13 protein-coding genes are annotated in these 24,350 nt (G+C 31.1%); all 13 read right to left on the reverse strand.

Translation table 11 applies throughout. The annotated features are described in order from the left end of the window. Window positions 1-139: 139 nt before the first annotated feature. The 13 genes from JOP69_RS09830 to fsa all read right to left on the reverse strand — a co-directional run bounded on the left by JOP69_RS09830 (window position 140) and on the right by fsa (window position 24,346). Window positions 140-877, reverse strand: a complete 738-nt coding sequence (locus JOP69_RS09830; RefSeq protein WP_252191100.1) for a ThuA domain-containing protein — start codon at window positions 875-877, stop codon at window positions 140-142. A 25-nt stretch (window positions 878-902) separates the two neighbouring features. Beyond that, window positions 903-2,183: a sugar phosphate isomerase/epimerase gene (locus JOP69_RS09835; RefSeq protein WP_203394777.1), complete on the reverse strand. Its 1,281-nt coding sequence runs from the start codon at window positions 2,181-2,183 to the stop codon at window positions 903-905. Window positions 2,184-2,189: 6 nt separating this feature from the next. Next, complete coding sequence (locus tag JOP69_RS09840) at window positions 2,190-3,206, reverse strand: glycosyl hydrolase (RefSeq protein WP_203394778.1); 1,017 nt, start codon at window positions 3,204-3,206, stop codon at window positions 2,190-2,192. 89 nt (window positions 3,207-3,295) lie between these two features. Further along, window positions 3,296-4,963 (reverse strand): glycoside hydrolase family 43 protein, encoded by a 1,668-nt coding sequence (locus JOP69_RS09845; RefSeq protein WP_203394779.1) that lies wholly within the window; start codon window positions 4,961-4,963, stop codon window positions 3,296-3,298. Window positions 4,964-4,974: 11 nt separating this feature from the next. Beyond that, window positions 4,975-6,060, reverse strand: a complete 1,086-nt coding sequence (locus tag JOP69_RS09850) for an endo-1,4-beta-xylanase (protein WP_203394780.1) — start codon at window positions 6,058-6,060, stop codon at window positions 4,975-4,977. A 112-nt stretch (window positions 6,061-6,172) separates the two neighbouring features. Continuing rightward, window positions 6,173-7,528: an endo-1,4-beta-xylanase gene (locus JOP69_RS09855; protein WP_203394781.1), complete on the reverse strand. Its 1,356-nt coding sequence runs from the start codon at window positions 7,526-7,528 to the stop codon at window positions 6,173-6,175. Window positions 7,529-7,561: 33 nt separating this feature from the next. Beyond that, entirely contained in the window at window positions 7,562-8,809 is a 1,248-nt protein-coding gene (locus JOP69_RS09860; protein ID WP_203394782.1) for a carbohydrate binding domain-containing protein, read from the reverse strand. A gap of 189 nt (window positions 8,810-8,998) precedes the next feature. Then, window positions 8,999-10,489, reverse strand: a complete 1,491-nt coding sequence (locus JOP69_RS09865; RefSeq protein ID WP_203394783.1) for a RagB/SusD family nutrient uptake outer membrane protein — start codon at window positions 10,487-10,489, stop codon at window positions 8,999-9,001. Between the two features lie 13 nt (window positions 10,490-10,502). After that, window positions 10,503-13,490, reverse strand: a complete 2,988-nt coding sequence (locus JOP69_RS09870; RefSeq protein WP_252191101.1) for a TonB-dependent receptor — start codon at window positions 13,488-13,490, stop codon at window positions 10,503-10,505. A 52-nt stretch (window positions 13,491-13,542) separates the two neighbouring features. After that, window positions 13,543-16,200 carry a glycoside hydrolase family 3 protein gene (locus tag JOP69_RS09875; RefSeq protein WP_203394785.1) on the reverse strand — a complete coding sequence of 886 codons (2,658 nt, stop codon included), beginning with the start codon at window positions 16,198-16,200 and terminating at the stop codon, window positions 13,543-13,545. Window positions 16,201-16,462: 262 nt separating this feature from the next. After that, the gene (locus JOP69_RS09880; RefSeq protein ID WP_203394786.1) at window positions 16,463-20,617 is read right to left on the reverse strand and encodes a hybrid sensor histidine kinase/response regulator transcription factor; all 4,155 of its coding nucleotides are present in this window, start codon (window positions 20,615-20,617) and stop codon (window positions 16,463-16,465) included. 11 nt (window positions 20,618-20,628) lie between these two features. Then, window positions 20,629-23,475: a DUF5060 domain-containing protein gene (locus tag JOP69_RS09885; protein ID WP_203394787.1), complete on the reverse strand. Its 2,847-nt coding sequence runs from the start codon at window positions 23,473-23,475 to the stop codon at window positions 20,629-20,631. Between the two features lie 217 nt (window positions 23,476-23,692). Further along, entirely contained in the window at window positions 23,693-24,346 is a 654-nt protein-coding gene (gene fsa / locus JOP69_RS09890; RefSeq protein WP_203394788.1) for a fructose-6-phosphate aldolase, read from the reverse strand. Between the last annotated feature and the right edge of the window lie 4 nt (window positions 24,347-24,350).

A 24,350-nucleotide genomic window follows, 5' to 3' on the forward strand; every position in this document is an offset into this window, starting at 1 on the left:
TTTGTTGAGTTTTTTTGACTAAATATTTTAAAGTAAAGATATCATTAATTGAAATTTTTTGATAAAACTAAATAGTCATATTATAAAAAATTTAATGCATTGGTTTCTGCAAATAAGTGCTAAAAAGTTTGTGAAAAACCTATTTATTAGATGTCCAGTAAATACCACCAAAAATGTGATTCAAAAAGTTTCTGTCTTTAAACGATTCTGGTTTATGACCTAAAGCCGTGTAAAAGGATCTTCCACCTTCATATTCTTGATACCATGAAATGGGATGTTCCGCTCCCATACCTTTTAACGGAATGCCATCATAACCCGCAGTAAAATCATAAGAAGCTTCATCAACATTCAATAGAATATTTAGTTTCTCTAAATTCATATTTTCAAAATTATACCACTCATCACTACGAAGCCATTTTTTTGGCAGATGCCATGTTGCCGGAAAATCACTATTCTCAACGTTTACAATTGCTGCTTGTAATTTTGGATGATTCACAAATTTTGCCCCTACAAGACCATCAAACCAAGCATTGTCGTTTTCACCATCTGCTGTTCCGTGTATGCCTACAAAGCCTCCGCCTCGTTTCATAAATGCTTTTAAAGCATCCATATGTTTTGTAGTCAAAAAATTGGCATTGGCGTTCATAAATATGACAACATCATATTCTGGTAATTTAGTTATAAGATCATCTGGTCTTTGCGTCCAATCAAACTTAAACTGATTTTCAGCTGCCATTTCCTTAAATGCTTCAACAGCAACAGGAATGGTATTGTAATGCCAAGTATCATGTTGGGTAAACAATAAAACACGAAACTGGTCTTGCGCATTGGTTTTAATCATTGTAAAGAAAAATATAGTTAATAAAAGATACTTCATTGTAAAAGGTTTCATAATCAAACGTTTATTTTAATAATTCATAATAAATATATTCCCAAGCTAAACCAACACTATACAATGGTGGAAAACTATACTCTTCTACTTCAGATAAAATGTATTGAACTCCAGCTATTTCTTGATAGTTGAAAATATCCTTGAAATCTATTTTACCACTTTCGCCTAATTCTTTATAGTCTTTTACATGCCAACTAATAAATCGTTTAGGATAGGTTTTAAAATAATGAACAGGATTTACACCGCCCACTTGCATCCAATATACATCAGATTGAAAATAGACATATTCTGGGTTGGTGTTTTGAAGAAAATAATCATAAATGGTTACACCTTCTACCTTTAGAAATTCATCAGCATGATTATGATACACAAATTTAAGTCCGTTCTCTTTACATAGTTTTCCAACTTTATCATAATAATTACAATACTCTTGAAGTTCTTTAATCGTCTTGATGCCTTTTAATTTACTATTTGAAGTAGATAGATATGCTACACCCGCTTTTTTATGGTCTTGTATCGTTTTATTCCACCATGCATATATTGCGGCATCATCATTTTTATCTTCAGGATCGAAAAAAGTCATAGAACCCAAAAATTTCATACCTGCTTTTTCAACCATAGTCTTAAACTGCGTTGGACTTTGACCGTAAAAACTACCGTTTTTATATACAAAGGTCTCCACATAGCTATACCCCATTCTGCCTAACTGAATTAAGGTTTGTTCCGGGTTTTTAAGCATTTCTTTGTGAACAGAAACGAGCTGAATACCAATATTTTTGTCTTTAGGATTGTTTTTAATATATCTGGTTTTCCATAAACTCTTTTCATTAGTATCAAACCCTTCTAATATAACATCCGTATAATTTTGAAAGTTAAAATCAACCTTCATTGTTTTATTTCCATTAAGGTCTTTGTCTTGCATCGTCCATTTTTTTTCTGAAGCAAAACTTCCTTTTCCAGTGAAAAATGCGCCTTGTGCATTATGACCTGCAGCAAAAATAGTATCAGTAACACTATCATAACCAATAATTTCTTGAAGTATCGAATTGTATTGGTTGGCGCTGTCTTTTTGTAAAACTTTAACTGTGAGCGAATGATTATTGAAATTACTCAAACTACTCATTTTTATCTCAGGAAATTTTGCAACACTATCAGTGCTCGGATTCATAGCACTTACCCACTGACCAGAATATTGTCTTAGTCTCTCTTTTTGAGAAGTAATACTGTAGTTTTCTTGAGCAAAACCGATAAATGTCATTAGAAAAATAACTAAAAATATAACCTTTTTCATCTTTACTTATTTATTATTAAGGTGAATAAATAATGGCTTCTCCATTTCTTTTTTATAAGCCTCTAATACAAATGGATTTTTTTCGATACGTGCATCTTTCCAATCATGCCATGGAAAACCATTTCTGTTAGACCAATATTCCCAATCCCAATTGATGTAGCAAAATGCTTTTATTCCTGGGGTATCATGTAACATTCTAAAAAAAGGTTTGAACCATTTTCCCCAAGAAGTTTCACCATCTAAAACACCTACAAATCGTGGAGTACACTCGCCAATCATAACGGGTCTTTTATGAATATGCGCTGCATCAAAAAAGTTTTGTAAACCAATATGATCAAATTCTTCAGGACTAAAAATATCGATACCCCACCAATCTACATATTCATCACCAGGATAGTATTCCATCAACTTATCAAGACTTATAAAATCTGCAGAGCCCCCACCTGAGCACCAAACCGTAGCCGATTTTATATTCTTTTCTTTAAATGCCTTTGAAATAGTGATGAACACTTTTTTAAAACTTTCAGGTGAATAGCCGTTCCAATCGCCTTCAAACTCATAACCAATTCTAGTAAAAGAGGGTCTGTCTAAATCTAAAAGCACTTTATAAAATGCTTGTAATTGTTTGTTATATTTTCCATCAGCGACTTCTTTATCCAAACCTGCTCCAGTATCCTTACCGCCAGTAAACCCTAAACCAATTTGAGGCATTATCCCTTTGGGCAAACTATCTAAAACCTGTTTTAAACTTTTTCCCCAACGCTCAATCCTTTTTACCGGTGAAGTTATATTAACATACGTCATATAAATTGCAGGCATTTTATCTTGTCCTACAGCATTTACATAATCGTGAAACCCATTTTTATCTTGACCAGCACCGTGATAAATTCCTTTTTCTGGTTCGTATTTAGCATTGTAATTAAAACGAGGTTTTACCTCTTGGCTAAATCCATTTTGCAAAAACAACAATAGAATAATTAAACTTAACTTACCTAAAAATAATGAACCTATTAATTTTATCATTTTTTAAAATTTTTTGTAAATAGCATTTAAAAATCAACATAAATATTAGCAATATTTGCCTTTTTTACGCACTAGTTTACAGATTACTATTAATTTATATTCTTGTTTTTAAACCAATGATAAACAGCTTTGTTTTTGCTTTTAATACCTGATGAAGTTGTGTACATTCCGTAAATAGTTCCTACAAATCCACCGGCTTGTTTGGTGCTTAAAAAACGAGCATCTACATTTTTATTTAAAACTTGCCAATCTGTATTATTTATTGAGTAGTAGAAATTGTAATATGTTCCTTTTGCTTGAATCTTAAAAGATATTTTATCGCTCTCTTTTATTGATGTAAAGGCGATTTCTTCTGTTCCGTTTTCTGTTGATTTTAATAACTGAACAACAGGCATATTATCTTTTAAGCTTTTACATAAGTAATAATAATGCGTTTCATTTTGAAAAGCAATTAAGCCTGCTTTTTCATTCTCTGAAACTGGTTTAAAAGATAGGTTTGTAGTTACCTGACCTAATAGATGTTTTTGTCTATACCCAATAAAACTTGGGTTTGATGTCCCTGAAGTAGTTTCTGGACGAGTTTTTATTGTTAATTCTCCGTTTAAAAGTGAATACCATTTTTCTTTAGGAGTTCTTAAAAAAAGCCAATCAAACGCTAAAGTATCTGTATTAAATTCATCGATAAAATCGGCGTTAACAGACTGTACATTAGCAAGAGGTTTCTTTAATGTTATTTGATAGCGATCTTTTACAACATCTCCTTCCAAATCAAAAACTGGCCAATCATTTTTCCATTTTACAGGTGCCATAAAAGTTTCTCTACCAGTGTTAAAATAATTTTTATTATAAGGTCTACATCCTAAAAAAACGCCCCACCAATTACCATTGATATCTTTAATAATATCTGCGTGACCTGTTGACGTTATTGGATTTTGTCTATTAACGTCTAAATTTCGTTGCGTTAAAATCGGGTTATTTTTATAACTTTTATAAGGACCTAAAATATTTTTACTTCTAAACACAACTTCAGAATGCTCTTCTGCGGTACCACCTTCTGCAGCCATTACATAGTAAAACCCGTTTCTATTATAAATATGCGGACCTTCAATCCAAATAGGTTTGTCTTCTGGTTTTGCTCCTTTATTTATAATTATTTTAGCTTCACCAACTGTTTTTAGATTCTTAACATCTAATTCTATAATTTTAATAGTTCTGTGCCCATCATATTCTGGTGAATTATTAGGAGGATTACTATTAAAAACAACATACGTTTTATCTTCTTTATCAAAAAACATAGATGGATCTATACCTTCTACTTTTGGCAACCAAGTTGGGTTAGACCAAGGTCCGGCAGGATCTGAAGCGGAAATAATAAAATTATTTTTACCACCAACAATCGTGTTAATAATATAAAACACTCCATTATGATAAGAAATTGCAGGAGCAAAAACGCCTTGAGAAACTTCTAAACCTTCTAAATCTAATTGTTCTGCTCTGTTTAAAGCGTTTCCTATTTGTTTCCAGTTTACTAAATCATCACTTTTAAAAACAGGTATTCCTGGAAAATAAGCAAATGTTGAATTTATAAGGTAATAACTATCATCTACTTTACAAATACTTGGATCTGGATAAAAACCCTGTAAAATTGGGTTTGAAAATGTATTTAGCTGTTTTTTAACTGCTTTAATTTGTTCTTTTTTATTTGTACAGCCAATTACGGCAATTACAAATAACATTGCTATTGCACATTTTTTCATACGATATATTTTTACTCTTTTAAACCATCTAACACACCAAAATAGGCCGGCTTTGGTTGTAAATTATCATCATATATACACGGCCAATCTTTCAAATTAAAGAAGCCTTTAATCCAAGAATCTCTATCTGTAAAATCCCAAAACGTAATTCCAAATTGTTGCTCTCTAGGTACTATCTCTTTATACATTTTAATCAAATTTTTATACTTCTCGGCTTGCGCTTGTTTCATTTCATCGGTTAAAACGCTATAATTCTGAATACCACCTAACCGTTCATCATTATGAGTATTAAAAATAATATCAACTTCAGATAGATGAATTTGCAAACCTGTTTCCGCAGCTTTTTTTAATGCAAACGCTATAATTTCGTCAGGAATATCCATTCTTATGTGCATTTGAAAACCAATACCAGAAATTGGAACTCCTTTAGATTTAAACTCATTTACCATATTTAATACGGCGTTTAACTTTACTGTATCTCTTTCAATATTAAAATCATTATAAAATAAAATAGCTTCTGGGTCTGCTTCATGAGCATATTGAAATGCTTTTTCTATATAACTTTTGCCTAGTTTTTTATACCAAAATGATTCTCTATAATTTGCTCCACTAGATTCAAAAGCTTCATTAACTACATCCCAAGCTGCTACTTTTCCTTTATATCTTCCTACGTAGGTTTTTATATACTCTTGCATAAAATCACCCAACCAAATACGATCTTTTTCACCTTTCTCCTCTACCCATTTTGGTGTAGAACTATGCCAAATTAAATTATGTCCAAATAACCTTTGATTGTGTTTTGTAGCGTACTGTAAAATAGTATCGGAAGTTTTCCAGTTATACTGATTTTCAACTGGCAAAATGGACTGCATTTTCATATCACTAGTGGCAGTAATACTGTTGAAATTTTCAATTTGTAATTTTTGAAGCTTCGCATCATTTAATAACCTATTGATATTTATTGCCGTACCAATTGGAAAAGTTGCCGCATTTTTTAAACCTATTACTTCCTTCTTTTCTTTTGAATTATTACACGCAATAACACTTGTAAAAATCACCAATATATAAGCTAGTTTTATAAGATTTTTTGTTTTCATCGTATGATATATAAAAAATTAACTGGTTATTATTCTAAAAAAAAAATCAGTTAAACTTCGCAGAAAAGTTTAACTGATTCTAAATTCAAATTACACTTAACAAATAACTTATTTATTGTAATCCTTCTAAAAAACCGAAATAAGCAGCTTTTTTATTATAATTTGAATCAAACAATAAAGGCCAATCTGCATTTCCCCAAAAATCTATCAGCCAAGATTCATTATCTCTTACTCCCCAAATTGTTAGGGCGAATTTATTTGCTAAAGGAATAGAATTGTATATTTGAACTACTTCTTTATATTTTGCTCTTTGTTCTTGAGCTCTATCATCTGTTAAAGTAGTTATATCCTTGTTTGGATTTGCTCTAATATCTAACTCAGCAAAGTGTAATTTTAAACCTCTAGATACAGTACCATCTGCCACTGCTTCAATATTAGATTTTGAAGGACCTTCATAAGAAATATGCATTTGAGCTCCAACACCATCAATTAAATCACCTAGCTCATCGACCATTTTAAACATTGCTGCTCTTTTTGTTGTACTAGAAGCCATGTTATAATCGTTATAAAAAAGCAATACATCTGGATCTGCGTCTCTTGCAAATTGAAAACATTTTTTAATATAGTCATCACCCATTTTTTGTCTAAAAACAGAATTTCTAAGTGGATGACCTGATCCATCTTCAAAAGCTTCATTTACCACATCCCAAGAACGAACTTTACCTTTGAATCTTGTTAAAGTGGTTGTAATATAATCTTTCACCATTACTTCAAATTCAGCATTGGTTCCTGCAAAATTTTCAACCCAAGAAGGTGTTGCATTGTGCCAAATTAATGCATGTCCGTGAACATTCATACCATTTGCTTGCGCAAAATCTACCATAGCATCTGCTGCACTAAAATCGTAGTTTCCTTGCGATGGATACATCACATTCATTTTCATCTCATATTCTGAAGTTATATTATTAAACTCCTTTTTTAAGATTTCTGTATGTTTTCCTCCTGCTTTTACCCAAGATGCTCTAGTGATTGTACCTACTGAAAAAGTAGTTGCAGCATCTTTTAAACTTATATTACTTGTTGAGCCACATAATCCATCTGGACAAACTCCATTTTCATCAACCCTAATTGTTTGAGTTGCTATTGTTGTAAGTCCATCGTAAATAACATAGTATTTCACAACATATTCTCCTGCATCATTATATCTCACCTCAGCAATACCTGCGTTATCACTTACAATTCCACCTCCTAAACCATAGTCCCAAAAACTTTGATATTCAACGGAACTTTCTGTAGTACTTTGTAAAACTGCTACATAAGGATCTGCTGTTGAAACTGTATAACTAAAAGAAGCTTTAACTGAAATTGGTGTTTCACCTTCAGCCCCCATGATACTCTCATCCTCTTCTGAACAAGAGAATAAGAATAGCGTTGAGATTAATAATATTATTAATTTATTTATTTTCATAAAATCTATATTTCGTTAATTAAGGTTTTACTATTATTTTTTTTCTACTTTTAAATCATCAATAATGAATGTACCTGCTGATGCACCCATATCTAAAGATATATTTGTATTTGCTTCATTCGCTACAAAAGTCCAAGTATATTTTGCCCAATCTGCAGTAATTGTATAGTCAGGTCCATATTTTGCCGTTGCATCTGGTTTTGTTGAATAACGAATTACAGCAGGGTCTCCTTTTGCCCATAAAGTAACTTCATATTCTGCATCTATTTCTGTTTCTATGGCATCACTTACAAATTGTACACTCCAAGGATCTCCAGCTGCAGAGTTTGATACTTTAACGGCTCTAGCACCTGATAAAACATCACTTGTTTCTTCAACAATAAAATCTCCTCCATTGTATTTTCCCCAATTTGTAAAATCATTACCAGAACCATCTTCAAAACCACCGTTTAAAATTAAACTAGTATCAGAAGGAAGTGCTGGTGCTGTGTCTCCTTTTACAACTTCAATAACATCTATTACAAATGTACCTGCAGATTTACCCATATCTAAAGAGATATTAGTGGCTGCTTCATTTGCAGTAATTGTCCAAGTGTATTGTTGCCATTCTGATGTTAATGTATAATCTGGCCCATATTGAGCAGATGCATCTGGTTTTGTTGAAAAACGAACTACTTCTCCATTTCCTTTACCCCAAAACGAAACAGTATATTGATCTCCTACTACTGTTTCAATAGCATCACTTACAAATTGAACACTCCAAGGATCTGCATCTGCAGAATTTGATATTGTAGCTGCTCTACCTCCAATAAGTGCATCTGTTGTAGCAAAAATATTATCGCCTCCATTATATGCGCTCCAGTTTGTAAAGTCATCGCCATCACCTTCAACTAAATATCCGTTTAATAGTAAATTTTCTGGATTTGTTACGATTACTTCCGCTACTGGTACAATTACATCAATAGTTTGAGACGTTTGTAAAGCATCTCCTACACTAACCATTGTAAGTGTTACAAATTTGCTTCCAGACTCTTTGTATTTGTATTCTACAGCACCTGCTTTATCAGCTACTTTATTTCCTGCAACTTCAAACTCCCAATAGCTATAAAACTCACCTTTATTTGGCGTTGTATTTTCAAAAGAATAAACACCTGGATTTTCAGCAGATTCTGTTACTGTAAATGTTGGTTGCGTTAATGCAGCAACATCATCATCGTTATTTGTACATGAACAAAAAGCCATGAACAAACATAATAAACCTAATATTTTATATTTTTTCATAATTGTATTTTTATTATAATTATTTTAATCCTGTAAAATAAAATTGCAAGTTGCTATAAATGCTTTCTTCCTTACAACCAAATACTCTACAATCTACTTTATAAACAACTAACTTTAAATAGTTTAATAACAGTGTGCCTTGTTACACACCATTATTAAAACTAAACTTAATTTACATGAACTCAAGTATTAAAAACCTGGGTTTTGATCTTCTGAATTAATATTAATATTTGAACTAATTTCAGCATCTGGTATTGGCCATAATTCATTTTTACCTACTTGAAAATTAGTACCTGCTAATTCAGTAGCTGCAATACCCCATCTAAGCATATCATCAAATCTTACTTGTTCTCCTGCAAGCTCTACTTTACGTTCATGAACAATAGCTTTAAATACAGCATCTTTAGATAAACTTACATCTAAATCAGCTAATCCTGCTCTTGTTCTTACTTTATTTATATAACCAATTGCTGATGCTTGAGAACCAACTTCATTTTCACATTCTGCCATCATTAATAACACATCTGAATAACGAAGTACTTTCACATTAATTCCAGATTCTCCATTTTCTGAAGGTTGTTTGTAATAATTTTGGTATTTTTTCCAAGCTGCGGGTCTAATATTACCTCCGTTTTCAGCAAAATCCGATTCAACAAACGTATTATCTCCATTGTTATAGGTGTCTCCTGCTACGTAAAAACTACCAGCAAATCTTTTATCTCCTGTTTCAAACTCAGCCACTAAATCGTCTGATGGATACACATTAAACCAATCTAAAACGCCATAATCTTGCCCTCTCTTAGTTGCATTAATTGGACCTGTACCATTAACTGGAGACCACCAGAATTGCTCAGTTCCTAAAGCGATATCGTATTCAACTTCAAAAATTGATTCTACACCATGCTCTGTTTCTTCCATAAAATTATCATAGTAATTTGTTTCAAGAGCGTAACCAGATAATTTATTAAACTCTGCTAAAGCTAAACCATAAGATTCTTGGTATAAATATACTTTTCCTAACAAAGCTTGCGCTGCTCCTTTTGTTGCTCTACCCGTAGTTTCTGCACTTTTATCATATAGATTAGTAGCCGCATATTTTAAATCGTCTATAATTAATTCAAGCACTGCAGCTTTTGTGCTTCTTGGTTGGCCTTCTACATTGTCGGTTCCATCTCCTAAATAAATAGGAACTCCTCCAAAACGATTTACTAAAAGCGAGTAATAATATGCTCTTAAAAAACGTGCTTCACCAATAAATTTTGCTTTTTTAGCTGCGGTTAATGTACCCTCTGGCAATGCATTAATTTTTTCAGAATTAGAAATTACAAAATTTGCTTTGTTAATTCCTCTAAAACATCCATCCCAATAATCTTTAATAGAAGGAAGACTTGAATCAAAAGAAAAATCTGCAAAGGTTACTTTATCTCCTTCTTGTTGTCCGTTGCCAGAATTTTCGTGAGACATGTTGTCCATCATGTAAAATACTAATCTACCATACAATCCGAATGGTTGTAAATTTGCATACGCTGCATTTACTGATGATTCTACTTGATTTTCAGTAGAGAAAAAAGTATCTGGCGATAATGTACTTGGGTTTGATAGTTCTAAATCATCTTCAGAACAAGAGTTTATTGTAAAAACTCCTAAAAACGCTATAAGTATTAATATATATTTTTTCATAATTGTTTAATTTTTAAAATGAAACTTGAACTCCTAACAAAATAGATTTAGGTTGTGGATAATTACCTCTATCAATTCCATATTCACCACCTCCAATTTCTGGATCTAAACCAGAATAATCACTTATAGTTAGTAAGTTGGTACCACTAACATACACACGTAATTTTGAAAAATATTTTTCAAACATTTCACTTGGCAACGTATACCCTAAAGAAACATTTTTTAACCTGGTGTATGATCCATCTTCTACAAAACGATCTGAAATTCCGTTATTTTGAGGTGCTCCTAAAATTCTAGGCTCTGTACCTGTTGGGTTTGCTGCAGACCATTTATTATTGTAATAAGATTGACTTACATTAAATAATCTATTTGATCCACCTACTAAATCGAATGTATTTGTATTAAAAATTTCGTTTCCTGCAACACCTGTAATGAATAGACTCATATCAAAGTTTTTATATTTAGCGTCTAAATTTAAACCATATGTTACATCTGGAAATGGATTACCAATAATAGTTCTATCATCAGAATTAATAGTTCCATCACCATTTAAATCTTTAAAACGAATATCACCTGGCTTCACAATAACTTGATTTGGGTTTGCGGTAAACACTGCATTTACCTCATCTTGATTTTGGTAAATTCCATCAGATTCTAAACCATAAAAATGAAATAATGGTTCTCCTACAATTGTACGTGTAACATCTGCTCCACCTAATTTGTACTGAGACCCTGTAATTTCATCTCTAGCTCCTAAACTTAATACTTCGTTTTTTGAAGTTCCTAAATTTAAGTTTGCAGACCAAGTAAAGTCTCCATCATAATCATTAAATCCTAATACTAATTCAAAACCTTTAGTTTCTACAGAACCAGCATTTACAGGTAAAACACCCGCATTAATACCACTTGATAATACAGTAGGTATATTAATTAATAAATTATCACTAGTATTTTGATAGTACTCTAAAGAGGCTGTAAATTTTTCATTAAATAAACCTGCGTCTAAACCAATATTTATAATTTCTTTGCTTTCCCATTGTAAATCTTGATTTGAACCTCCGTCGGCTGTTACACCAATTGCGTTTTCACCACCTATAGGATATTCAAAATTCTGAACTAGAGAAGGTGCATATGCATAATTATTAATAGCATCACTACCTACAGTACCGTAACTTCCTCTTAATTTTAAGTTACTGAAGTGAGAATCTTGCATAAAAGATTCTTTTGCAATATTCCAACCAGCAGATGCTGAGTAAAAGTTAGCCCAACGTTTGTTTGATCCAAATCTTGCTGAAGCATCACGTCTATAAGATGCAGATGCAATGTATTTACCATCATAATTGTAATTGATACGCCCTAAGTATCCAATTTTATTTAATTCTGAAGAACCTGAACTAACACTTGAGTCTTCATTAGAAATTTGATTTACTTCATCTGTAACAGCATTTCTACTACTAGCATTTAGATTTTTATTCTGACCTTGATATTTTTCAACCAATAGTAATGCTTCAATATTATGTTTATCAGCAATAGTTGTATTGTAGGTTAAACTATTATCAAATATAATTGTTTGACCACTACCTGTATTACGTGTAATTGCTGCGTAGTTTTGAGCGTGTGTTGTACTTCCTTCTACACTATCATCACTGTATGAAGGTTTAAAACTACTATTATCGTATGTGTAATAATCTAAACCTACTTGAGATTTAAAATTTAATCCATCCATAATTTCTACTTCTGCATACACATTACCTATAATTCCTAATGATTTATTTATTGCATTACCAATTGTTTGAGCTCTTACTGGGTTTACAGCATCTTGTCCATCTGCTGATGAAGAAGGCCCTTGAAAACCACCTAAGTTACTTGCATTATATACAGATAAATAAGGAGCCGATTTAATGGCGTGCTCTATAAGTGATCTACCTTCTTCATCTCTTTCTGGGTTTTGCTTTCCGAAAGAAATAGACATAGATTCTCCTACTTTAACTTTCCCAAATTTAGCACTACTATTTGCTCTAAAAGAATATCTTTCATAACCTGAATCAATTATAGTTCCTTCTTGTTTTAAATATTCACCAGAAAAAAGATGTGTTGAATTTTCTGTACCTCCAGAATAACTTAAATTATAATCTTGAATTATACCTACTCTAAAGATTTCATCTTGCCAATTTGTATTGGTTTTGTAAGTAGATAAAGGTCTATTAGGAAACACACCTAATTCACCTGCATATTTTAAATAATCTATGGTTTCTAATACATCATATCTTTGTGTTACTGTTTGAAAACCGGTATATGTATTAAAACTTAATTTTCCTTTTCCATTTTTACCTTGTTTTGTAGTAACAACCACTACACCATTAGATCCTTGTGCTCCATAGACCGCTGTAGTAGAAGCATCTTTTAATACAGAAACTGACTCTATATCATTAGGACTAATACCAGACAAGTTTCCTACAATAACACCATCAATTACATATAATGGACTATTATTACCCACTGAACCTAACCCTCTAATTAATACAGATGGTGAAGATCCTGGCGAACCACTATTAGTAATTGTAAGACCCGCTGCTCTACCTTGTAAAGCAGATTCTGCATTTGTTACTGGTAATGTAGAAATATCTTCAGACTTCACCGTAGCTATTGCACCTGTTACTGTTGTTCTACTTTGTTTTCCATAACCTACAATAACGATTTCGTCAAGACTTTCTGATGATTCCATTAGAACAACATCAATTTTTGTACTTGTACCTACAAGAACTGTTTTACCTGTCATACCAATGTAAGAAAAGACTAACTCATCTGTAGGCAAAATATTCTCAATCTTAAATAGACCGTCAAAATCTGTTTGTACACCTTTTTGTGTACCCTTTATAACTACACTAACTCCTGGTAATAATTCTCCTGTATTATCTTTCACAGAACCGCTAACGGTCTTGGATTGCGAAAACATACTCTGAGAACATATCATAACCAATGCTATGATTGCGATTTTCATTTTTATCATTTTGAGTAATTTTAATTAATTGAATTTGTTTGTTTTTACTTATTTATTGAATTTGAACTTTTGTAATTAAAACGCTATCTTCTGGTGTAACCGACTTATCTGGTTGTTTACCACCAATACTTATATTTATGATACCAGATTCTATTACTTTTTTTCCTTCTTCAGATATTCTTGCATATTTTTTAGACGGAATTTTAAATGTTACTGTTTTAGTTTCGTTCGGTTTTACAAGTACTTTCTTAAAGTCTACCAAACTTCTTATTGGATTGTTTTTAATGGTATCATTCTCATGCGTAACATAACATTGTACAACTTCTTTTCCTGAATATTTACTGTTATTTTTTACATCAACAGAAATAACGATATCCTCATTCTTTGCAATCTTATTTGATATTTTTAAATTTGAATACTCGAATTTAGCATAACTTAAACCATGACCAAAAGGAAATAGTGGTTCTCCTTTAAAGTATTTATAAGTTCTGTTTTCCATGTCGTAATTTTTAAAATCGGGAAGGTCTTTTACAGACTTATAAAAAGTGACTGGTAATTTTCCTGACGGATTATAATCACCAAAAAGAATATCTGCAATTGCATTACCACCAAATTCACCAGGATACCATGCTTCTAGAATTGCAGGAATATTTTCTGCAGTCCAATTAATAGCCAAAGCACTTCCGTTCATTAAAACAACCACTGTTGGTTTACCCAACTTCTGAATCTTTTTAACTAATTCTAATTGTGTTTTTGGTAATGTAATTATAGATCTATCTCCTTTATCAAAACCTTCTATAACTACAGGCATTTCTTCACCCTCTACTTCTGGTGATAATCCTAAACAAAGAATTACAACTTCAGATTTTTTTGCAGCTTCTATAGCTGGCAATAATAAGTCTTCATTTAATTTTGCCCAAACTAAATGTGCTTGAGGGTCTGAAAGTGTATTACTATATTCTATTCTTACTTTATAAGCTTCTTTTGCTTTTAATTTTACATCAAAATATTCTAATTTTGGTTCATAATCTGCACTGTATTCAAACTTTAAAGAATCATTGATATAAAGCTTTGCATAGCTACTTGCTTTTAAACCAATTCTATATTCTCCAGCTTCTTCTGGTACGATTTCTCCTGACCATCTTACTGAAAAATCATCAGATTTTAAATCTTTTATAGGTCTAACAGGTGTCCAAATAAAGTTTACAGTTGCATCACTTTTTGTAAATACTGGTTCTCCTTCTAAATTACTGTTGTTGTAATATTCAGCTTTAAGACCTGCACCTTTTTCATTTTTTAAAACCTCTTTAGGAATTGCTTTTAAGGTTGGCCATTCTTTTGCAATGTATGAACCTAAAGCATAATTAATAGTTGTGTTTGGCAATTTCTCTTGCAATCCTTTTAACGGTGTAATAAAGTTATTTGGTGTTCCATGATAATTACCTAACAATGCTTGTTTAGAATCTGCATTCGGACCAATTACCGCTATCGATTTAATACTCTTACTTAAAGGCAAAATATTATTGTCATTTTTTAACAACACCATAGATTCTTTGGCAATTAGTTCAGACAATTTGTAATGTTTCTCACTTGCAACAACATCATATGGTATTTTAGACCATTCAACATCCTTCTGATCATCAAACATACCTAACTTAAAACGAGCTGTAAACAATCTGATTAAAGCAACATCTAGTTGTTTTTCATCTATTAATTCTTTTAAAACTGCCTCATTTAAATTAGGGTCATAAACACTACCACAATTTAAATCTGTACCACTCATTACAGCTAAAGCACCAGCTTCTTCAGGTGTTTCTACAACTGCATGTTTATCTTCTTCCCAAAAATCATTTATTGCCCAACAGTCGGAAACTACATAACCACTAAAACCCCAATCTTCTCTTAATATTTTTTGAAGTAACATTTCACTTCCACAACAAGGTTTACCATTATATCTATTATATGCACACATTACAGAATGGACTTTAGCCTCTTTAACAGCAGCTTCAAAAGCAGGTAAATAGGTTTCGTATAAATCTTTTTTAGTTGTTACATAATTATCTTGATGTCTCGATTTTTCTGGACCACTATGAACAGCAAAATGTTTTGCAGTAGCAACAACTTTTAAATACTTTTCGTTATCACCTTGTAAACCTTTTATATAGTTTACTCCTATTCTACTTGTTAAATAAGGATCTTCTCCATACGTTTCTTGTCCTCTTCCCCAACGTGGATCTCTAAAAATATTAATGTTCGGAGTCCAGAAAGTTAGACCTTGTCCCATTCTTCTTTGTCCTTTACTAATAAATTGATGATATTTTGCTCTAGCTTCATCAGAAACAACAGTTCCCATATTAAAAATTAAGTCTGGGTTCCAGGTTGCACCCATTCCTATTGCTTGCGGAAAAACAGTTGCTTCACCAGCTCTTGCAACGCCATGCAAACATTCGTTCCACCAATTATATTCTGGCACACCTAATCTTTCTATTGCAGGTGCATCATATCTCATTTGAGATATTTTTTCTTTCAATGTCATTAAACTAATTAAATCTACTACTCTTTCTTCTGTTGATAAAGATTGATTTTGAAATTTAAATTCAGTCTCTTTTTTACTGCATGAGAAAACAAGAAATAACGAAATGAAGCAGATTTTAAATGCAACATTAGATTTTAGTTTTTCGATATTTATTTTACTTTTATTCAAGGTCATTAATTAAAGATTAAAACTAGTAACAGTATTAAAACACCTACGATTAAGATTTCTATAATGATATTTCTTATTGGATATTTTTTCTGCATAATTAACTCATACTACTATCCAAATATAGAAAGTTGTTGCACTTTTGAGTAAAAAAAAGAATGCATTAGATGTTAATTTTGGCTCTTTTTAAGGTAAAATAGTACAAATACACTATCTCTATTAGCTTTTGGTAGCTAATTTTACATTCAAGAAATAAAAAGGGAAAGAGTTATTACTTTTCTTTGATAACAACCTCGGTTGGAAGTTTTCCAAAATGTGCTTTGAAACATTTTGTAAAATAAGATGCAGAAGAGAAACCTACTTTAAAACCAACTTCGCTTATAAATGCAGAACCCGTTTCTAATATTTGATATGCTCTTTCTAATCTAATTCTTCTTAACAGTTCGTTTGGAGTTTGTCCTGTTAGAGATTTTATTTTTCTGTATGATTGACTTTTACTTAGGTTTAATTCATTAGCCAATTCCTCTACACTTAAACTAGAATTGCTAATGTTTTCTCCTATGTATGCCAAAACTTTATTAATAAACTCTTTGTCTATAGAGGTAGCATTCGTGTTCTCTTTTGCGCCACTAACTTCACTAAAGTATTTATCAAAAATTAATTTTCTACTGGTAATTAATTGATTTAGTCTTAAAGTAAGCAAACGCATATCAAATGGTTTGGTCATATAAGCATCAGAACCATGTTCTATTCCTTCAATACGATCATCAATTCTAGCCTTTGCAGTAAGCATTAATAAAGGAATATGACTTGTTTTAATATCTGTTTTAATACGTCTACAAAACTCAAAACCATCCATTTCTGGCATAATAACATCTGTTAAAATAACATCTGGAAAAGATTTTTCAGCAATCTTTAAACCTTCCACACCATTAATAGCAGATAAAACCTTGTATGTTTTACTTAATTCCGTTTTTAAATAATTTCTTAACTCTGTATTATCCTCTACAACTAAAATAGTATATTTTTTAGAGGCTATTTTTTCGATTTCTTCATTTTCTTCTGTTCCTGAAATTTTATTTTCTGGAATAAAGTTTATTTCTTTTTTAGGAAGATCTGCCTCTAATTTAAAACTCTTAATTTCATCTGCAGAAAAATGTTCTTTCCCTTTTGGTAAAATTATTCTAAACGTAGTTCCTTCATTTATTTTACTTGTTACTTCAATCTTACCTTTGTGTAAATTAACAAAACTACTAACTACTTCCAGTCCAATACCTGTACCACCATAGTAAGTTTTATTAAGACTTTCTACTTGATAAAATCTTTCAAATATTTTATCTACCTGATCTTCCTCAAGCCCTTTTCCTGTATCAGATATTACAATTTCTACTACTTTTACTGCTTTGGTTGATGAAATAAGTGGTAAAATATAGTCTTCATCATTGTCTATTAAATTTACATTAATCACTCCATTATCTGGAGTTACTTTCATTGCATTTGACAAAATATTGAAGATAATTTTTTCGAGCATATTTTGATCTGCCCATGTTTTTATCAACGACATTTCTGTATCTAAAGTCAAAAATATATTTCTATTTGCAGCTTCTTCTTTAAAGAACAGCACAATATTCTTGGTAAAATCTACCAAATTTAATTCTGATGCTCTTACTTTTAATTTATCAAATTCTAACTTTCTTAAATCCATTAGCTCATTTATAAGCCTAAATAACCTATCAGAATTTCTATAAATAGTACTATGTTTAGATTTAACTTTTTCTGGTAAGTTTAAAGTTTCATCCCTCATCATATCCTTTAAAGGATTTAAGATCAACGTTAAAGGAGTTCTAAATTCGTGAGAAATATTTGTAAAAAATTGTAACTTCTTTTTATTTAAATCCTCTTGTTGAAGTCTTTGAGTTCTCTCGTTTTTAATGAGTTCTTTTTCTTTTAACCTATTTTGTGTTATTTTATTTAAAAGGTAAACTCCTAACCCAAAAAGTAGCGCATAAATAATCAAAGCCAAGTTAGATTTCCACCAAGGTGGTAAGATTGTTATTTTTAATTCTAATGGTTTTTCGTTCCAAAGACCATCATTATTTGCTGCCTTTAATTTAAAAATGTAGTCTCCGTAATCTAAATTGGTATAAGTAGCACTTCTTTGATTGCCTACATAATTCCAAGATTTTTCTAAACCTTCTAAATAATAAGCATATTGATTTTTCTCTGGTCTTGTATAGTTAATCCCTGTATAATTTATAGTAAATACAGACTGTTTATGATTAAACTCTATACTTGGTGTTTCTGTTATGGTTTTTGTAAGTGGCGAGTTTTCTTCATTAGGAACCACGTCTTTGTTAAATATTTTTAACCCAGTTAAATATAGAGAAGGTACGCTAGAATTTGTACTTAAGTCTTTTGGGTTAAAAAAATCTACTCCTTTATAATTTCCAAAATAAAGTTTTCCTTCTTCATCTTTTAATACTGCATTAAAATTAAAATCATCAGACAACAAACCATCATTCATGGTATAATTAACAACTTCATTTGTTTTTAAATCTAGTTTTGTAATTCCCGAATTTCCACTTACCCAAATATCCCCTTTATTATCTTCAATGATACTTGCAATATTTTCTTCTTCTAGCCCAAAAGACTTATTAAACCATTTAAATTCGTCTGTTTTTTTATCATACCTACACAATCCAGCACCTCTTGTACCAATCCAAAGATAATTATCTGTACTTTCATATAAGGATAATATATGTGTTGAACTTCTTTGATTATTGTTAGAATTAGCCATTGGCTTCACAAAAGATTTTACACTTAATACGCCTTGATTATTGTTTATCTTAAAAAGGCCAATAGTTGTTCCTAACCAAATAGCACCATCACTATCTACCAATATTTTTCTAACATCACTTGTATTTATACCATATTTTGAAAATTCTTGTGAATTATGGTGTGTTAAAACATGTGTCTTTGGATTAAAACTACAAACACCTGTGTAAAAAGTCCCTATCCAAATAATACCGTCTTTATCTTCTGCAAAACTTAAAATGGCATTAGATAATAATTTTCCATTTGAGTTTTCGATATTAATATTTGTAATATTTTTAAATCCATCTTTTAAGACGTAAATCCCATTATCCCAACTTCCTGCCCAAATATTCTTTTTACTATCAATAAAAATAGTTTGAATGTGATTACTTGTAAGCCCTGAATATGTTTTATCATTAGCTTTATTGATATGGTCTATTTTAGAGGTTTTGATGTCAAAAACATCAATACCACCACCATCCATCGTTATCCATAATTTATCATTGGCATCTTTTACGATACCAGTAACTGACCCTATCTGCAAAGAATTCGGGTTATTTTCTACGCTTTCTATGTTATCGAATTTATCAAATAAATGATCACTAACAACAACACCACTATTGTAATATCCCATCCATATTCGCTGATTATTATCAACAAATAATGACCAAATTGAATTTGAACGAATACTATTTTTGTCTTTTTTATTATAGCGATAGTTTTTTATTAAAACTCCATTAGAATCCATGTGAAAAAGACCATCATTCTCAGAACCAAACAAAAAGGTTTTATCGGCTAATTCCACTAAAGATAATATGCGTTTTTCGGTTATCGGAAATTGCGAGAAACTAACAATATTATTGTCTTTAAGTTGATACTTAAAAACACCTTTTGTGTAGCTTCCTGCCCATAAATTATTATTAGTATCTACCAACAAAGTTTGAATAGGCGTATCAAAATTTAAAATAGTAGCACCCTCTATTTTTTTTGGTTTTAAAATTACAGAGTTTAGCGTATCTAGTTTTCTTAACCCTAAACTTGTACCAAGAAATATTGTACCATTTTTATTCTTTTGTATACTATTTATAGCAGGTTTACTAGCATCTTTACAAGCTATTCTTTGTATTTTATTGGTTTTTAGATTAAGCTTAAATAAACCATTTAACCTTGTGCCAATATAAAGGTTACCTCTACATTCTAATATACTCAAAACAGATATATTAGCATTCTCTAATAGACCTACAGATATTTTTTTAAACTGATCTAAATCTCTATCATAAAGATTTAAACCATCTTCTGTACCAATCCAAAGATTATTATTTTTATCTAAATAGGAAGAAAACACCAAGTCACTACTTATAGACGTTGCATCTTCTTGCTTAAATTTATAAGAAGTATAATCAAGACCATCAAACTTATACAAACCAGCCCCATTGGTTCCTATCCAAATAAAACCGTAATTATCTTGAATAATGGTATAAATACCAACTTTAGAAATCCCCTCTTTTATCGTTTCAAAATTAAAATTTTGCGTTTTATTTTGTGCCTCAATAGGTGCACAAAACAATGTGCATAAAGACAAAATAAAAGTAAGACACCATTTAAGTTGCATAATTTGGGATTTTAATTAGGACTAAAATTACTGTTTTTTGTTAGAATAAAACGATCCATTTTAAAACCATCTTCTCTCATCGAAAAGGACAAAACGTATTCACCTGTTTTATCGAAGTTTAAATAAATTGTTTTTTCCTTACCACAGTGATTGTCAGGCATTCTTTGTGCAGAAGACCAAGTCCATTTATTTTTACCATCGCACCATTGCATTCTTGCGCCACTTTCTTGCCAATTTTCATTAAAACCAACATGTACCCCATTATCTTCTGTACCTGTAGAAAGTGCATTGACCCAAATATAATATTTTCCTGGATTATTTATTATTATTTTATAAGAAATAACACCTCCAGTACCAGAAACTGGAAAGAAATTTTCACCTAAAATAAGTGTATCTTCATGTGTAACCCTTGTATCTGGTAATGCTTGGATATAGCTATTTTTATGAGCAGATTTACTATAGTTTGTTGCACTTATTTTATCATCTAAAGATCTTACAACCCAATTTCTCTTGGTGCTATTATTACTCTTATAATGATAATTTTCTGCTTCAATTTCTAACATTCCGTCTTTTTCTTCAAAAGGTTTTGTATCTGCTAATATTTTTAGCAACGAATAATCTTTAGGCGTAAAAGTGATAGAATTCCATCTCCCTCTAGACCAAGCCGTTTCATTTCCTTCAGGAATTAAACCATTGGTCACTGCTTTAGAGGTTATTTCGATGATATCATTTACATGTAAAAAAACAGCATTAACCTGATGTCTAATACTTTTAAAAGACTCAGAAACTCTAGCGTTTTTAATAGTATCTAAAGTAGTCCCATTAATTTTAATAACATATTCAGATTCTCCATCATTTTCTGCAGTGGTTACAAAAGTAAAATTATAAACACCTGTAACTCCTTTAAATTTAGCAATTGCAGTTGCAAACTTGTTTCTATTATTTTCTTCGGATGCATTAATTGCCAATACGTTGTTTGGAAAATCCTTGTAATAAGACAAACCATCCTTTTCTAATAAATCGAAATCTTGAATAGCATTTAAACTGATAATTTTTTGTTCCTTTTCTTGAGAACTTTCTTTTTCCTTTTTGGTTGATTTAATAAGTGCAACCCAATCTTTATCTTTATTTGGTGGAAAACCAATAGATTTTTCACCTCCACCTGTAATTTTTTTAACAGTACCATTTACCAATTCTCCTCCAGTTCTTGGGTTATACCATTTAATAATGTACTTTTTTGTTGAACCAAATAAATTAATTTTAGTTTCTTTTACCTCTGGTACATAAATAGCATACGTGTTATCATTTTCTGCAAAAACATAATCGTCTAAATTATCTGTTAAACCATCTGCAGCATGCATTTTATTAAAAGGTAAGTACTTATTAAAAAAGTTTAATGCATATTTTGTTTGATTCCAAACGTTTTCTCTAGACCTCCAATCTTCACAATTTAAATCGTTATGCGCAAATTTATAACCAAAATACCATTCTACTCCGGCACCACCAGCCATAAAGTTCCCCCATAAAACTTCCTTTCTAATAGCATCATGATTTGGATCATCTGCATCTGGTTTTGCTCCTGCATCCGCAGGCCCAATTTCATCTTGAGAAACCACCCAGTTTTTCCCTGTTAATTGAGATTCATTCACCCATTTTTTTGTGATATTATGAATTAAATTAGGGTTTGCTGTTTGCATAGAAGGCCCATCTAAATACTCATATCCTAATAAAGGCTCTAAATACAAATCTTGCTCTTTTGGTATAGAGTGTGTATGTAAAGCCACAAAATTATGATAAGGATCATGTGTTTTAATATACTTCGCCATTGCTTTTCTATCAGCATCGTTTTGTCCTTTTGGAGACCAATGAACAGGTCCATTTTCTTCACCTAAATTCCATGTAATTGCTAAGTGATGTGCAAATCTTGCAATTAACTCTCTGTAATATAATTTACGTTGCGTTTTTAACTCGCCAATATCTAATAGTAATTCGTTTTCTGTTTCTTGCGTAACAATATGCAACATTAAACCTAAATTATCCATGTGATCAAAGACAATTTCCCATTGATCTAGTTTACTTGTATCAAAACGAGTTCGGTCATTTTTAGTAGCCCAAGGCCAAACATCATCTCCATCTCCTTGTACATTCATTGTTAAAAAAAAGACAGAATTCATTCCTGTAGAAGCCAAATAATTGAGTGCTCCAATAATATTTTTCCCTTTTCCGTTTTGCCAAGTTGGGTCTCCTTTTGTCCAATCTTTAAAATGCGGTTGATATTTATGAGTTGCTGGTGTTTCATCAAATTCATAATATGCCAAAAAGGTTTCTGGACTATTTGCACCACCTTTTAAAAATGGTTTATTAGATTCAGAATATTGTAAATAACGTTCGTTCTTGTAAACTAATCTTCCTTCCGTTCTATTTTTACTTTCTTTGATTATAAAACTTCCAGAAGTCCCGTCAAAACCAACCGATTCTCCAGTTTTTTCATCATCATTTATGGCTATTTCATTTCCTTTTTTAAAAGAAGCTTTGTAGGTCCATTTTCCAATTTTATTGGGCATAAAACGCACCTGCCAAACAACACCTTTTTTAGAACTTGTTTCTGCAGCATTTCCGTCTGTAGCAAAAAAACCAGGAATCGTTATTTCTTCATTTCCATTTTTAAAAGTAACATTTAACCTATAATTTAAGAATGGATTGTCTTCATCGTTTTCACTAAATTCTTCATAATTAAAATGAATGGTTATTTTGTTCCATTTCTCTAATTTTCCTTCAATTTTTCCTTGAGAAAAAAAAGTGAAATTAAAAATGAGTAGTAAAAAATAGAGACTAAAGCTTCTTTTATTTATGGCCATAAAATTTTGAGTTGATAGAACTTATTAAAAGAATAAAAATACGCTTAAACATAATATATAGATAACAAAAATCGTGCATGAAGTGTTATAGATTGATCAAAAAGTACTATTGACTTAGAATGTACGAGAATTTTACTGTAATTATTATTGCATAAAAAAAAGGTAAACTCTAAATAGAATTTACCTTTTTCTCTTCTTTATAACAATAATTCCAATACTAATTTCCCTTCTTATAATCAGCTAAAAATTGTGCCAATCCACTATCTGTTAATGGATGTTTTAACAATCCTGTAATAGATGATAAAGGTCCAGTCATTACATCAGATCCTAATTTTGCACAGTTAATAACATGCATTGTATTACGTACAGAGGCTGCTAAAATTTGTGATTTAAATCCGTAGTTATCATAAATTAATCTCATTTCTGAAATTAAATTTAATCCATCTGTAGAAATATCATCCAATCTTCCTAAAAAAGGAGAAACATACGTTGCTCCTGCTTTGGCTGCTAATAATGCTTGTCCTGCAGAAAAAATAAGTGTCATGTTTGTTTTAATCCCTTTATCAGAAAAATATTTACACGCTTTTACTCCATCTGCAATCATTGGTAATTTTACTACAATTTGTGGATGTAAAGCAGCTAACTCTTCTCCTTGCTGAATCATTCCATCATACTCTGTTGCAATTACTTCTGCAGAAACATCTCCTTCTACAAGGTCACATATTTTTTTATAATGATTTAAAATATTTGCTGCTCCTGTAATTCCTTCTTTTGCCATTAAAGATGGATTGGTAGTTACACCATCTAAAACTCCTAAAGCTTCTGCTTCGGCAATATCATTCAAATTTGCGGTATCTATAAAAAATTTCATTTGT

Origin of the sequence: Polaribacter sp. Q13 (assembly GCF_016858305.2) — a bacterium.
In the GTDB taxonomy this organism is placed as follows: Bacteria; Bacteroidota; Bacteroidia; order Flavobacteriales; family Flavobacteriaceae; genus Polaribacter.

Excerpts from the sequence above, each read along its gene's own strand:
- JOP69_RS09865 (WP_203394783.1), bottom strand. The coding sequence starts at position 10,489 with ATGAAAAAATATATATTAATACTTATAGCGTTTTTAGGAGTTTTTACA.
- fsa (WP_203394788.1), bottom strand. The coding sequence starts at position 24,346 with ATGAAATTTTTTATAGATACCGCAAATTTGAATGATATTGCCGAAGCA.
- JOP69_RS09830 (WP_252191100.1), bottom strand. The coding sequence starts at position 877 with ATGAAGTATCTTTTATTAACTATATTTTTCTTTACAATGATTAAAACC.
- JOP69_RS09885 (WP_203394787.1), bottom strand. The coding sequence starts at position 23,475 with ATGGCCATAAATAAAAGAAGCTTTAGTCTCTATTTTTTACTACTCATT.
- JOP69_RS09855 (WP_203394781.1), bottom strand. The coding sequence starts at position 7,528 with ATGAAAATAAATAAATTAATAATATTATTAATCTCAACGCTATTCTTA.
- JOP69_RS09880 (WP_203394786.1), bottom strand. The coding sequence starts at position 20,617 with ATGCAACTTAAATGGTGTCTTACTTTTATTTTGTCTTTATGCACATTG.
- JOP69_RS09840 (WP_203394778.1), bottom strand. The coding sequence starts at position 3,206 with ATGATAAAATTAATAGGTTCATTATTTTTAGGTAAGTTAAGTTTAATT.
- JOP69_RS09850 (WP_203394780.1), bottom strand. The coding sequence starts at position 6,060 with ATGAAAACAAAAAATCTTATAAAACTAGCTTATATATTGGTGATTTTT.
- JOP69_RS09835 (WP_203394777.1), bottom strand. The coding sequence starts at position 2,183 with ATGAAAAAGGTTATATTTTTAGTTATTTTTCTAATGACATTTATCGGT.
- JOP69_RS09870 (WP_252191101.1), bottom strand. The coding sequence starts at position 13,490 with ATGAAAATCGCAATCATAGCATTGGTTATGATATGTTCTCAGAGTATG.
- JOP69_RS09875 (WP_203394785.1), bottom strand. The coding sequence starts at position 16,200 with ATGACCTTGAATAAAAGTAAAATAAATATCGAAAAACTAAAATCTAAT.
- JOP69_RS09845 (WP_203394779.1), bottom strand. The coding sequence starts at position 4,963 with ATGAAAAAATGTGCAATAGCAATGTTATTTGTAATTGCCGTAATTGGC.
- JOP69_RS09860 (WP_203394782.1), bottom strand. The coding sequence starts at position 8,809 with ATGAAAAAATATAAAATATTAGGTTTATTATGTTTGTTCATGGCTTTT.